The sequence below is a fragment of the Sphingomonas endolithica genome, from assembly GCF_025231525.1.
GTDB lineage: Bacteria > Pseudomonadota > Alphaproteobacteria > Sphingomonadales > Sphingomonadaceae > Sphingomonas > Sphingomonas endolithica.
Genome location: NZ_CP103057.1, coordinates 2,792,896 through 2,806,148, shown reverse-complemented (window position 1 = coordinate 2,806,148; position 13,253 = coordinate 2,792,896). Strand labels below are relative to the sequence as shown.

Sequence of the window (13,253 nt, the reverse complement as noted above, 5' to 3'; positions counted from 1 at the left end):
GGCAGCCCCCAAGGTATTTCGGAGATCCGCGTTCGCTCTGTGCGGCTGGATCCGACTTTGGTAACAGCCCGTGGCGTTCCACAGCGCCGCATAGCTCCTCCGTCAGGGCACATTTTGTGAAGTGAGCTCGTCGGTGCTTGGCGCGACTGCGCCACTATCCTAGACGCAGGCTCGACAACTCGTTCGACGCTCTCACAACGGTGCGCGATTGGGGGCGAGACGGGGGGATGCCATGGCAGCAACGATTAAGTCGATCCACATCGAGAACTTTAGATCTATCAAGTCCGTAGACGCGGACCTGACTCAGCTGTCGATCTTCGTTGGCAGGAACGACTGCGGAAAATCTAATATCCTGCGGTCGCTCAACCTCTTCTTTAACGGCGAGACGAATCCCGGAGTCGAGTTCGACTTCGCGGAAGATTACAATTTCTTCGCTCCGGTCAAGGTGCGCAAGGCGAAAGAGGTGGTGGTCCGCGTAGAGATCGCCCTACCGGAGTCTTATCATGGCACCAACGGCCACGTCATCATCTGGACGAAGCGTTGGCGTGAAGACGGTCTGTGGAGCGAGGAGTACGACTATTACGGCCAGCGCATTACCGAGAACAAGCGTGGTCTGGAAATTCGGGAGGACGTCAAAATCCCCGAGAAGTCGAACGTGCACGCATTGCTGCGCAAGATTGAATTCGAGTACGTCCCGGCCATTAAAGACTCGGATTACTTCGACGATCTGCGCGGACGAATTTACGGGATTATCTCAGAGGTTGCGACCCGCACGTTTCACGAATCGAGCACTGCGTTCGAGCAGTCGATCGGCGACCACCTTAACGAGCTTACCGCGAGCATATCTACATCGCTTGGGTTCGCCACGCGGCTGGCGTTGCCGCGGGATCTTTCCCACATCTTTGAACGCCTAGACTTTCTGAGCGGCGAGAAGTCGGTGTCACTCAACAACCGCGGGGACGGGATCAAGGCCCGTCACATTCCGCTCATCCTGCGTTTCATGGCGGAGAAGAAGGCGGCGCTGCAACGTCGTGGGGGAGCCCCCATCAGCAGCATCTGGGCGTATGAGGAGCCGGAGAACAATCTCGAGATCGGGAGCGCGGTGCAGCTCGCCGACGAGTTGCATGAACTGTCCAAGGCGGCGACCGCTCAAATCTTGCTGACCACTCATTCGCCTGCCTTCTACGATCTTGGGCAGCGGGAGAGTGACATCGTTTTGCATTTCGTGACGCGCACGACCGACACCGATGGCAGCGAGACGAAGACGGACGCGAAGGGCATCGACGAAAGCCTCGGCACGCTGGCAATGCTGGCTCCGCGCATTTCGGAGATGGTGGCGCAGATTCGGCAACAGGAGGCAGCGAAAGTCGCTGCCGCCGTCATGGCGGAGGAGAGCTGCTGTCGCATCTTCGTCGAGGGTGAGAGCGATCGACTCGTGCTGGAGCGGGCGCTTGCCCTCTTTTTCCCGGCGGCTGTCGGGCAAGTTCGTTTCGAGACTAAGCGAGAGGGGGCCGGCCATACTTACGTCATCGATATGCTTATCGGGTGGCGTTCCCAGCACAAGCATCATCCGGACAGGCCAAAGGCGGTGGGGATCGTGGACGGTGACGCCGAGAAGGTTAAGAAGGACTTCAACCGGCTGCCCGACAACGTTCGGTCGGCGAAATGCCTGGTGTATCCGGTGCCGATGAACCTGCGGGCGGCGCGCACCGCTCATTTCGGCGTTCATGCGACGCTCGAGGCGCTGTATCCAGAAGACGTTTGGAGGGAGGCGGAGAAAAGAAAGAAGCTTGTGCCGCGTGAGCCGGGTAAGATCTGCCACCCGGATCTTGTCAATCGGATCATACTCGGCGAGACTACTTTCGAAGCTGAGCTGGCCCCGACGTGGGCCTACTTGGTGAAGAACGACTTCGCGACCGAACACAAAATTCCGACTGCGACCCGGCTCTGCCAGCAAACGGACGACCAATGTCGAACGACGTTCGCGAACTTCGAGCCAATCCTGAAGGAGGCGCTGGACTTTCTTGGGGTGAAGATCGACATCGCGGCATAATGATCGCGACGGCAAATACGGATGGGGCCAATGTCGGGTTCGATGGGTTCAGCAGGCTTAGGGGTTGGATCCCGTGTGCATGTGGATCGGGCTCTTTGACCCTCTAAGAACCCAGCCGCATCATCCTTTAATCACCGACGATCACCGGCACTATTAGCCTTTTCGGTAAGCGCCCCGCCGTAGCTCGGAAGCGACCTCTTTAATTGCACCTTCCTAGACAGGATCGACAGGGCTTCGGCGAGACTCAGCAGTTCGAGTTCTGACCCGATAGGGCGAGCGGATTAAGTAGATTGGCCGCCACTACTGGCTATTTCAATGGGTGGATGATCTAGCTGCCTCAAATTGGCGCAGATCGCGCGAATGAGTATCCGAAGTTGAAAAGAGGGAAACGGGCCTGAATGCCAACGTATGGAGCAGCGGTTTCGGCAGCGAACATCATCGATCATGCTCCGATATGCCCGATTAGTCCTACGCCTTGCTCGGTCTGTTGCATGCCAAGCAATATTTGGTATCCATTATCAAAATACGGAGGCGGGAACAGGGCTCTCACGTTATGCATCGCACCCGACCCAAGCCAGTCTATTCCATCTTGGAGCGTGAAGCGGACGACGCCAGCAATCGCGCTAGAATAATCCGTAAGCCTGCCTCCTTCTTTCCCACGCGCTCTGAAAAGTAGTCCATGCTGAGCATGCGGTCGGAGAAAAATGGATGGAGCGGCGATCCTTAAATCAACCGTTTCGGCAATGTCGCCCTTCGCAACACCGCTCTTGACGCGCTCGCGACGACTGTCCTCAGTTTTTATTAGCAAAATATAAGAAAAGTCGTCGCCGGATGTCGGCTTTCTAGCGTCAGAGTAGGAACTGATTATTGGGTCTCGACGCTAACGCCCTATGAGTAGCAGACCAAAGAGCGATCCAGGCATTGTCTACGATATCCAGCCAAGTAGTCTGTATCCCATAATGCTGCAGCAAAGGTTCTTGTGCGTAATCAGGTACGCCAGCAAATAGGCAGCTTCTCGTGACGCTTTCCTTGGTTCTTTCTAGTTATTGCGCGATAAAGCGTCGGCAATAAGCTAGGATATAGACAGCCCTGACCTCGCATATATATGCGCTCCCAGGGCTGGGCTGTGTGTTCCAGATAGCCGACCGCTTGCATCAGGCCATGAGGACTGTTGACGTGATATACATGCTGACCGAACGCGTCCTCAACGTAGTTGCAGCCGGCGATCGACAGCTTGGCTAAATCCCCCACCTAAAGATTCCCTGTGTTATTACTTATCGACATAAAGCTCAGTATCAGTGGCGTTTTAATGGTACGCAAGGCGTGATCGGCGTCGCTGGCTGTTCGGCATGGTGGTTCGCCAGATGAGGTCGCATTTGCCGACAGGATCAGAGCAACCGTTTTCAGCCAGCGGCTCTCGACCAATGTTCGTCGTTCGCTTCGTTAGAATACCCTCGGCGACGTTGCCCGGAAGGGCGCGGCCACCATTGGGAGGACTGCTGAATCTCGCTTTTCGCCATCCATCGCCGATTTTTCAACCGCTAGAGGCGGACGTCAGGTTGAGATGAATGGATGTCGGAAGATGAGTATCGCGAAATGGGCGCTGAATATCGCCTGGGCGGGCATTACGGCCGTTGTCGGAAATGGCGGAGGGCTGCTTCCCACATGTAGCATCTGAAAAGGCTTGAACGGGTAGATCCAATCTTACCGTCACTGGTCCCATTTCCCCACCACCGGTATCGACCGTCCTACCCAATAAGGACGTGACGATGCCCCTACCAAACGGCCTATACAAGGTAACCTGGGATACCCCCGCCGGAACCGAGTACGGCGTAGCGTATCTGCTGGACGGCCGCCTGCGTGGCGGTGACAGCGGCCTCTGCTACGTTGGCACGTACCAGCAGCAAGGCCAGCTTTTCACCGCTGAGATGTCCGTCACGCGTCATCGGCACGTCCCGGGCGCCATTGCCGCGCTTGGCCTGGACGACGTTCTGGTGGAGCTTACAGGCGTCGTAGAGGAGGGGGCGGCGCTGCGGGTGCGCGGCACCAGCCCCGAGAGCAGCGCAGTGCGGTTTTCCGCTCGGTTGGCGATGATTGCGGATTAAGTGCCGTTCCTCGAGACGGTGCGTGGCGCCAGCCAGCTCAACTAGCCTCCTTGTGAGCGCCGTAGCGTCGTCGTTTGGCGCTCGCCCCCCTCCCATATCGCCCGCAAGATATGTTTGGTTCTAGGATCTACCGCGACTCGCAAAGCTTAGGCATACTGTCTTCATCCCCGATGAAAGGCACGCCAATGTCGAGAGCGTATGACGACCATATGGAAACCGTGAACGCTGAGCGCGAACGCGCTTATGTAGCCGGTCAACTTGGCATTGATCCCGACATGCTGGACGAACATCCCTATACCCTTGATTACGCCACCACGAACGATGGCGGCATCGTTACGGCGTGGTTGCTCAATTGGGATGACGACGCCCCGGAAGGCGTGAACGCTGAGGGTAATTCCGGCTCGCTATGGACCTCGATCGCACCCGATTACAGCGACGATAGCGACCGCCAATCTGACGACGAATAAGGACACTCAGGAGCGCATGAGTTACTGGGAGCAAATCGCCAAGCAGGCTTGGACGGATACGCGCGCGGTGGTTCGGCTCGCCCATTTGGGCGCGCATTACGATGACGATCGGGGGGGCATCGCGGCGGGCGTCGTCACATAGCTAGCGACTGGCGGCATTGCTTGGAGCGCCATTGCGGCGATCGGCACGCTTGTGGTTGCCAGCGTGTTGCACTTTCTCACTCGATTGGTTCAGATACCGGCTGAGCACGCCCAGAAAGCTGATGACGAAGCGGCTAAAGATAAGCTCGATCCTGCCCGCGACACCGGCCTTACTGAGGCTTTGTGTTTCGCGAATCAGGCGTCGCCCGATAATCGTACTGCCCTTTACTGATCACAACCGGGTATTCGTCGCCGCTTATCATGCGTAACGAGGCTGGCCCTTCCGGTACGTCTTCTGCTGTTTCATTCACGAACCGAAACGACAACCTCTCTGTTGCCTGATCTTTGTGAAAGGTGAGCCGGCCAACTTCGCCATGGCTTACGGTAGTCAGCAGGGCTTTGAACGATTTCGGTAGATCGGCGGCGGACATAATCGATTCCTTCGGAGGCGGACCAGTGAGGTCGACCTAACGATACTGTTGCTCAACCGCGCGGCAACCCGCCAGCCACGCAGCAAGGGCAGCTATTTACCGCGGAGATGTCCGTCACGCGCCACCGGCACGTTCCGGGCGCTATCGCCGCCCTTGGCCTGGACGACGTTCTAGTGGAGCTTACAGGCGTCGTAGAGAAAGGGTCAGCGCTGCGGGTGCGCGGTACTAGCCCTGAGAGCAGCGCGGTGCGGTTCTCGGCGCGCCTGGCGATCATCGAGGATTAGTAGCATGCCCAATTCTGGCACCTGTGGTCCGGTGCGGCCGTCCTCTAGAGCGCGCGGCGCTCCGCTGGTATGTCTCGGCTTTTGAAACTGGGGCAAGTCTCCGATCGGCGTTAGGAAGGCGGCTCCTTCTGGATCGACCCTTCACGACCAGGCTCAAAGAAGCTCAGCGCTGTGGCACCAGTTCGGGATGCCGAGACCACGTACAGCTTACCCGGAGCCAATGGCTCCATCGGCCCCCGTTGTTCAAAGCCTTTCGGTATGGCGCCATATTGAACCCGGGTCGTGCAGGGTCCTTGAGACGACGTGTCGATGAGCCAAATGGGCTTCGCCCTGTCGGTGGCGGCATAGACGGTGAGACGGTCCAGGCAATAAGGCTCCGAGCTGGGTACGGTAAATGTCACCTGCCCCCGCTCCGACGTCACGGCTACGTTGTACTCCTGTTCGCAGGCGCCCAGCGACAGTGCCGCCAGTAGAAGTCCAACGTGTGCGAATTTACCAATCCTGGTCATTGCCCGAGAATGCCCGTGCCGTTGAGCTTCGAGCGCAACTGCCGGATCAGGGCCGGTGTCCGGCGGACTGGTGGCAACGCAAGCTGCTCGCCAAAATCGCCTACTAACGCCGCCTGGCCCTCAATGCTTTCATCATTGAAACCCTTCTTTCGATGTTTGTAGTCGTACATCTTGTTCGCGTCGCCGCCCGCCGCTTTAAACTCGGCCGCATAACGAGCGCCGAACCTGGCGAAGCCAAGGCGGCCGTATTGCAGGACGTGGGTATATTCATGCAGCAGCATCTCCACTCCCTCGGGGGTCGCTGCCAGGTTGCTACCACCGCGTTCGCGATAGACGCGTTGCTTGATGTATATGGTGTTGCCGATGGTGATCGCCGGATTTCCATTCAGGAACGCTATTGCCGCCACCGTTTGGAGTCCGGGGCCAGGTACAATCCGAACTTGCGAAGGTGCTACTGGCTGTTTGCCGAAAGCCCACGTCACAATCTTCACCTCAGCAGGGGTCAGAGCGCGGGCAAACGGTCCGCGATAGGAATCAGCCACAACGTTAGCGGTCCCGTGCGGAAGCTTGCCAAGTACAGAGGTGAAGAGTCCAATCTTACCCGCTAGGCTCTGAAATTCTGATTGAACGGATCGCCGAATAGCGGCTTGTGCAGATTGGATCGCTCGTTCGAGCGCCATGACCACGACGCGACTAGCGATTTTGCGAGCGTGATCGAAAAGTTCGTCGACCGGATTACCCATCAAGTCTGCCCCCATCTCACGGTTCAATGCGCAATGCTGAGACTGGTTCCGCTCACGCTTCTTCTCCCACCCGCCTGGCAACTACCCGCTGATCCAACCCAGGACACTGCGTTCGTGGCGGCAGGCGATGATTGCGGCCCGCCGCCGTCCCTCCCAGTGTGGCTACCAACCCCTCGTCAGGATCGCCCGAAGCCTACTTCCGCCGGCCGTCCGGTTCCTTGGCGACGCCCTTGAACGGCTTGCTGTCGGCCTTCTGGTCCATGAACTTGCCGTCGGCTGTGTCACGCTTGACGTGATTGCCGCTGGGCGCTTCAGTCTGACTGCGGTCTCTGACCGACCCGACCCGATGTCCCTCGCCAGTGTTCTTCGCCATGGTAGCCTCCGTACTGTTGCGTTCTTCCAAGATGGAGAGGGCACGTCAGCATGCAAGAGGTCGCTTGCGTGCGACGAAGAGGGCAGGGGCGCTATCCTGCAAGCAAGTACGCTAATACGTTACACCCCCTGCCTAAAGCTATATACAAAAGTACTTACCCCACACTCACGCGTATAAATAACCAGGGGGGTACTAACGTATTAGCGTATTCGGTTATGGCGGTTGGCGCTTTTGGTTATCGGGCCGCAGCGACGCCGACAGCGCCGCCGGCATCGCCGCCACTTCTATCCACGCCGACAAGCCGGCCGCCGGCCAGGGCGGAGGGTGATCGGGATTGTACCTGCGCTAGCCGCTGTGTGGCAGATCGAGCTTGGCCATTGTTCCCGATATGTTCTAACATGAGGCATGCTCGATTCGCCACTCACGCCCGCCACCGTGCCGGACTTGTCCGACGCGATCCTCTCCGCTCCTGGCTGGTGCCGCGTGGGAATAGCAATGCCCGACGAAGCTATGCGCCAGCGCGCTGCAGGCGAGCTTGCGCGCGCGATTGTCGAGCGACTGGGCGCTCCCGAGCACAACGCCGATCAGCTGACGTTAGCCCTTTAAGCGTGGGCGGCTTTGACGCGGAGGGCCGTCGAACCGCGTCCGATCTTTTCGAGTGCGCCGCGTGGCATATCGCGATCGTTGCAACGTGCAGGCAGTGTAAGCGCGAGTCTGTCTTTGACCCCCACGCGCTCTGGCATCTTTATCAACGGAAGGGCTGGCGGAACGACCTGAGGAGCGTGCAGCGCCGGATGAAGTGTAGAAGCTGCGGTCCGCAAGTGAGCGATAGCGGACCGTTGGCTTTAGGGCGCCGCTTTGCCGATTCGACGCTTGGTGAAATACGAGCTTATACCATCTCCCTTCATGGCCCTTTTACGCAAAGCGAACGCACCTCGTCAGATCGTTTTCCCCAGATATTTTCCATAAGAGCGTATCCGATAGGGTCGTGGGATCGCAGATCCTGTCTATCAAACGGGAAAAAATCATTACAGCCAAGATAGGCTTCGGTCAGTTCCGCGAAAAACTCTTCCTTATTATTGACAGCGTAGGCGCGCTTTTTGCCGCCGTGGACATAATCCACATTTGCATAGAGCTGCCGCTCAATAGCACTCTGATATGCTGCTTCAATCGGCGAATATCTCTCCCCGAGCACGCGACTATGGTAAGCATGGGCTAACTCATGGAGAACCATCATCGGCTGATCGGTTGTGGCCCACAAGACAAAGTTTTCCGAGTTGGTGATCTCAATACCGCCGGCCTTGTCAGGATTTTGTTTGTGCTCTCGCAGCCAATCTCTAGATGAATGGTAAGTTGCGCCTCCGGTTCCCTGTCGACCTTGGATCCAGAACGAGACCGACTTGAAAAACACCATTTGTGCCGGGGTCACCAGTGCTTGAACTTCTTTAAGGCGTGATTGCAAAACCTTAAAAGTGGTGTTCCTGAGGCGCGTGTCGGAACTAAGGTCTGGACTCATGAAAATATTAAACCCGTCCATCTGGATCAGGCGATAATCGGTTGTGGGTGGGTCGGCGCGGGCAGCCGAAGCGAAGCACCCAGCTAGGATTGCCAGAAAAGCTTTCTTCACGACCTTCAAATCCTACCAGTTCAGCGTTGGAAGTAGCGCGTTGCCCTCGCCCAGTCAGCCTACCTAGTGTCTCTACCGGGGTCTAAAGATCGAGGTCGGGGGTATCGAACAAGCCTGTACGAACGGCGGGTGTCGGCACGTGGCAGAAGCGACTGCATGTCCGCTATTGGGCGTGAGTCGCCATTCACGTTGTGCCGGTGATAACCAACCCGTCAGACCCCTGACAACATCCAACCCCATGCGCGAGTCGCCCAGCCGCTTTTCCTTTGATCCCCCGCCGGATGCTGTACGCTCCTCCAATGACAACACGCATGCTCCTGAGTCTCGCAGCCGGGCCGCTTGCCTTGGCGCTGTTCATTACGAACCCTCCGGCCGCCGCCGCGCAAGCGGAGAGCGACACGAGCACATCCCGGCGAACTCGTCTCGCTCTGGGGCCGCAGATCGTGCCCAGCTTTCCTGGAGCTGACGGTATCAGCATCCGCCCGCTCGTTGACGTTGCGCGGGCGCGCGGCGACGAACCCTTCGCCTTCGAGGCACCGGATGAAAGCTTTGGCCCCAGCCTGGTTCGCACTGGCGGGTTGCGGTTCGGGCCCGCACTAGGCTTCGAAGGAAAGCGTTCGCGCGACAACACGAACGGAATGCTGCCGAAAGTCGGCTTCACGTTCGAACTGGGTGGATTCGTGCAGTATCAGCTCACCCCAAAGCTCCGCCTTCGGACTGAAGTGCGTCAGGGGATCGGCGGCCACAAGGGACTGATCGGGACGGTTGGTGCTGACTATGTCACCCGCGACGCCGACCGTTGGCTATTCTCCATTGGCCCGCGCGTCACGCTTGCGAACGGTCGTTACAACCGGGCCTTTTTCGGTATCGATCGCGCGACCGCGATGACCACAACGCTACCTGCCTTCCGCGCGGACGGTGGCTTGCAGGCGGTCGGCGTGACCGCAGGCTTGATCCGCCAGATCAACGCGCGCTGGGGAATCTACAGCTACGCTAAATACGATCGGCTTGTGGCGGACCCCGGCCGCTCGCCTGTTGTGCGCGCCTTTGGGGCGCGCAACCAGCTCTCGGGCGGCATTGCGCTGAGCTATACCTTCGGCGGCAGCGTGCGGAAAAAGGCTGCGCCGTAACTCAAGTCGCCCACGTGGGGTGGCAGCTATCTGCTCTCCTTATCAGCAGCTAGCGGCTACCGGCAGCCCTACTCACCGGGTTCACGGACGGCTGCTTCCAGAATGCCACTTTGCAGTTGAACGTCCGCTGTTGGGCGTTAGCCCCCGGGTCGCATTGGGCGACAGCGGAAACGCAGATCTTAGCCTTCCGCTTTGCCCGCGTCCCGACCTGTTGGTCAGCTGCCGTTCCGTCTTAGGAGATCACTTGGGTGATAGTGCAAGACCTGCGCACATTCCGAACACTCAGATCGCAGGTCACACGAACCTGTCTGGGGTGCCATGACCCGGTCCAGCGAAGTCCGCCGACTATGGGGTTTCCCTTTCCGGTGAACAGCCGGACTTGAAGAGTTTGGGCGCGATCATGCATTGTCCCGAACTCTCTGCGCCCCGCCCTGCTTACACAAAGCGAACCGATCGTCTGGCACTGCGAAATGCGCCGGTCTGCTCCAAGAGGCCCCGTACGGAACGGGTCACTGCCATTCTCGCCATAGATCAGCATCAAAGCTGGGGCCCTATTGCTACGGTCTGCGGTTCGAACGTTAACGACGAACTCTGGCATAGCGTGGCGCCAGCTTTGGGCAGTAGCGTATGCCGTCCCACCGATAAGCATTACAGCCACCGCGGGTATGCCGAGCTGGATTGCGCTTCTCATGTCGCTACCTCAGAAATGATGCCTCATCTTAAGGCATGGCGGAATGCCCGCGACTGGGCGAAAGCAGACACATCGTCAGATAGCTGCCGAGAGTGCGGATATAATGGACCGGCAGGAGACCGGTCCATCAATCACAACCAGCGCACCTTACCAGTGGCCAGCTCATAGACTGCACCAACGACCATCAGTTCGCCGCGGCTCTGCGGCTCAAGCAGCATAGGCTCGGAATAGGTCTGAAGTCGCTCGACCATTCGCCGGACATTCTCCTCCACGGCTCGCTCAACCAGATCACCATCCTCGCCCGCACGCTCAGCTGCGATTACCGCAGGCAAGATCGGCTCGATCATTCTGCCGATGCTGCCGGGAAACCGCACGTCCTTCGTGACGACATCAGTCGCGGCCGCAACGGCACCGCACTTCTCGTGACCCAAAACGACGATCAGCGGGACCTTAAGCGCCATGACCGAATACTCGATCGAGCCCATTCCAGCTGTGTCGACATTGTTACCGGCACTCCGGACGATGAACAGGTCGCCGAGACCTACGCCGAAAAGCTGTTCCGGACCGACCCGCGAATCCGAGCACCCTATGAGCGTGGCGAAAGGCTGCTGGCCCTGTGCTAACTCCAGGCGCCGCTGGCGCGAGATGTCCGGGGCGTGAGGCGCGTCGGCGACGAAGGCGGCATTACCGGCGATCAGCCGCTGCAAAGCCTCATCGGGCGCGGGTTGAGCTGCGGGCTGTGCAATTGGCTGGGGCGATACAGCTGGCATGTTGATGTTCCTCGTGAATGAAACGGACGCCGGTTAGCGTCGGCTAAATGTTCAGGCGGGGCTGGCGTGTAAACCGCGCAAGCCCCCTGCACGTCGCTCAGCAACAAGTCGTTACGTTCGGTTCATAGAGCGGACTAAATGGTTACGTCAGTTCGGCTTTTCATCGTCATGCGACCCGGGTCAGGCAGGGGCTCCTCCCACTCCCGAGGCATCGGCAATTGACGATGTGTTAGGACTCGCGGGCGGATAACAAGTTCTTGTATCCGCAGGAATTCACCAGTGAAGAGGTATCTCGGGCGAGGTAAGCTGATCAAGCCGCTGGAGCTGGTGGCCTGCATAGTCACGGCCGTTGCGCTTGGCGTGCTGTTCGACAGGATAGATGCCTTCGAACGGTTAGCCGAGTTCATGGCGCAGCACGACGCCTGGCAGCTGGACGAGATCTTCTTCGTGCTGTTCTTCGGCGGCATCGGTGCGCTTATTCTCGCCATCCGGCGCGCGTCTGATCTGGCACGCGAGATGGGCAAGCGGGAGGTTGCAGAGGCCCGGGCGCTGTCGCTGGCGCGGCACGATCCGCTGACCGGCTTGGCTAATCGTCGCGTGTTGCACGAGGATCTTCCCGCCCTGTTGGAGGAGGCGCGCAAAGCAACCACGCAGTGTGCGGTGTTCATGATCGATCTAGATCATTTCAAGCCGATCAACGACGTCTACGGGCACGATACCGGCGATGCTGTGTTGGTCGAGGTCGCGTCTCGGCTGCAGCGCGCGGCAGGTACGGGACTGGTAGCGAGAGTGGGCGGCGACGAGTTCGTGCTGGCGATCCTGCACGAACCCGGCACCGACGCTCCGGCGCGGATCGCAGCACAGGTAATCCGCGCCTTGACCACGCCGTATGATGTTGGTGGCCGCATGCTCCAGCTGGGAGCTTCCGTAGGGATCGCGCGCGCACCCGTCGACGCGACGCTGGGTGACGACCTTCTGCGCGTGGCGGATGTCGCGATGTACGACGCCAAGCGTGCCGGAAAGGGTACTCACCGATTTTTCCATGCCGCCATGGACGAACGGCTACGCGAGCGCGCGGTGCTAGAGGCTGATTTACGCGAGGCGATCGCAGCGGGCGACATCACGCCATATTTCCAGCCGGTCATCTCGCTTGCAGACCAGCGGATTGTCGGTTTCGAGGCATTAGCGCGATGGCATCATCCAACGCGCGGCACCATTGCCCCGGACGACTTCATCCCGCTGGCCGAGGATCTGGGGCTGATCGACGCGCTGTCGCATCGCATCCTGCGCCAAGGCTGCATCGCGGCGCGTGACTGGCATACCGACACGACGCTATCGATCAACATTTCGCCGGTCCAACTCAAGGATAGCTGGCTTGCCGCCCGGCTGCTGGCGATCCTGCAGGAGACAGGCTTCGCGCCGCAGCGGTTGATCGTAGAGGTCACCGAGAATGCGATTATTGATGACATCGAGCACGCTGCCACGGTGTTCGCGTCGTTACAAAATGTCGGCATCCGCATCGCCCTGGATGATTTCGGCAAGGGATATTCAAGCCTGTCGCATCTGCGCCAGCTTAAGTTCAACCATTTGAAGATCGACAGCTCGTTCGTGCGAACGATGGATACCGCGGAAAGCCGCAAGATCGTCAGCGCAGTGGCAGGACTAGGCAAGGCGCTAGGCATGCCGGTGACTGCCGAAGGTGTTGAGACCGGCGAGGTGGCAGACGCGCTGCGGGCGCTGGGATGCGAGAACGCACAAGGCTTCCTGTTCGGGCGACCCGCGCCGGCGGTCGAGGCGGCGCACATGCTCGAAAGTGAGCCCCAAGCAGAGGACCGGCGCCAGCTCAAGCTCGCCAGCCCGGCTCCTCAGGACCGGTTTGAAAGTCGTCTACCCATACCAGCTGTCGCGGAAGTTGCACGTGTCGGTTAG

At 59.0% G+C, this 13,253-nt stretch carries 12 protein-coding genes; 7 read left to right on the top strand and 5 right to left on the bottom strand.

The features are described 5' to 3' along the window. Positions 1-232: 232 nt before the first annotated feature. The 4 genes from NV382_RS13175 (at position 233) to NV382_RS13160 (ending at position 4,767) form a co-directional block, all read left to right on the top strand. Positions 233-2,053 carry an ATP-dependent nuclease gene (locus NV382_RS13175; RefSeq protein WP_260597193.1) on the top strand — a complete coding sequence of 607 codons (1,821 nt, stop codon included), beginning with the start codon at positions 233-235 and terminating at the stop codon, positions 2,051-2,053. Positions 2,054-3,822: 1,769 nt separating this feature from the next. Next, entirely contained in the window at positions 3,823-4,158 is a 336-nt protein-coding gene (locus tag NV382_RS13170) for a GrlR family regulatory protein (RefSeq protein WP_260597192.1), read from the top strand. Between the two features lie 185 nt (positions 4,159-4,343). Continuing rightward, positions 4,344-4,625 carry a hypothetical protein gene (locus NV382_RS13165; RefSeq protein WP_260597191.1) on the top strand — a complete coding sequence of 94 codons (282 nt, stop codon included), beginning with the start codon at positions 4,344-4,346 and terminating at the stop codon, positions 4,623-4,625. Between the two features lie 16 nt (positions 4,626-4,641). Next, a complete protein-coding gene (locus NV382_RS13160) occupies positions 4,642-4,767 on the top strand; it encodes a hypothetical protein (protein WP_260597190.1) in 126 nt (41 codons plus the stop codon). A 169-nt stretch (positions 4,768-4,936) separates the two neighbouring features. On the opposite strand, the gene NV382_RS13155 is transcribed toward NV382_RS13160, so the two are convergent. The 3 genes from NV382_RS13155 to NV382_RS13145 all read right to left on the bottom strand — a co-directional run bounded on the left by NV382_RS13155 (position 4,937) and on the right by NV382_RS13145 (position 7,106). After that, positions 4,937-5,197 (bottom strand): hypothetical protein, encoded by a 261-nt coding sequence (locus tag NV382_RS13155; RefSeq protein ID WP_260597189.1) that lies wholly within the window; start codon positions 5,195-5,197, stop codon positions 4,937-4,939. A gap of 789 nt (positions 5,198-5,986) precedes the next feature. Beyond that, positions 5,987-6,733, bottom strand: a complete 747-nt coding sequence (locus NV382_RS13150) for an eCIS core domain-containing protein (protein WP_260597188.1) — start codon at positions 6,731-6,733, stop codon at positions 5,987-5,989. A gap of 193 nt (positions 6,734-6,926) precedes the next feature. Continuing rightward, positions 6,927-7,106, bottom strand: coding sequence for a hypothetical protein (locus NV382_RS13145; RefSeq protein ID WP_260597187.1), 180 nt, complete (start codon positions 7,104-7,106; stop codon positions 6,927-6,929). A 405-nt stretch (positions 7,107-7,511) separates the two neighbouring features. Here NV382_RS13145 and NV382_RS19595 point away from each other — a divergent pair, with 405 nt between their 5' ends. Further along, on the top strand, positions 7,512-7,712 hold the full coding sequence (locus NV382_RS19595) for a DUF6771 family protein (protein ID WP_312026742.1): 201 nt from the start codon (positions 7,512-7,514) through the stop codon (positions 7,710-7,712). Positions 7,713-8,010: 298 nt separating this feature from the next. On the opposite strand, the gene NV382_RS13140 is transcribed toward NV382_RS19595, so the two are convergent. Then, the gene (locus NV382_RS13140) at positions 8,011-8,733 is read right to left on the bottom strand and encodes a M90 metallopeptidase family protein (protein ID WP_260597186.1); all 723 of its coding nucleotides are present in this window, start codon (positions 8,731-8,733) and stop codon (positions 8,011-8,013) included. Positions 8,734-9,044: 311 nt separating this feature from the next. On the opposite strand from NV382_RS13140, the gene NV382_RS13135 reads away from it, so the two are divergent. Continuing rightward, complete coding sequence (locus NV382_RS13135) at positions 9,045-9,863, top strand: MipA/OmpV family protein (protein WP_260597185.1); 819 nt, start codon at positions 9,045-9,047, stop codon at positions 9,861-9,863. Positions 9,864-10,685: 822 nt separating this feature from the next. On the opposite strand, the gene NV382_RS13130 is transcribed toward NV382_RS13135, so the two are convergent. Further along, positions 10,686-11,324 (bottom strand): carbonic anhydrase, encoded by a 639-nt coding sequence (locus NV382_RS13130; RefSeq protein ID WP_260597184.1) that lies wholly within the window; start codon positions 11,322-11,324, stop codon positions 10,686-10,688. A gap of 279 nt (positions 11,325-11,603) precedes the next feature. Here NV382_RS13130 and NV382_RS13125 point away from each other — a divergent pair, with 279 nt between their 5' ends. Further along, positions 11,604-13,253 (top strand): putative bifunctional diguanylate cyclase/phosphodiesterase, encoded by a 1,650-nt coding sequence (locus NV382_RS13125; RefSeq protein WP_260597183.1) that lies wholly within the window; start codon positions 11,604-11,606, stop codon positions 13,251-13,253.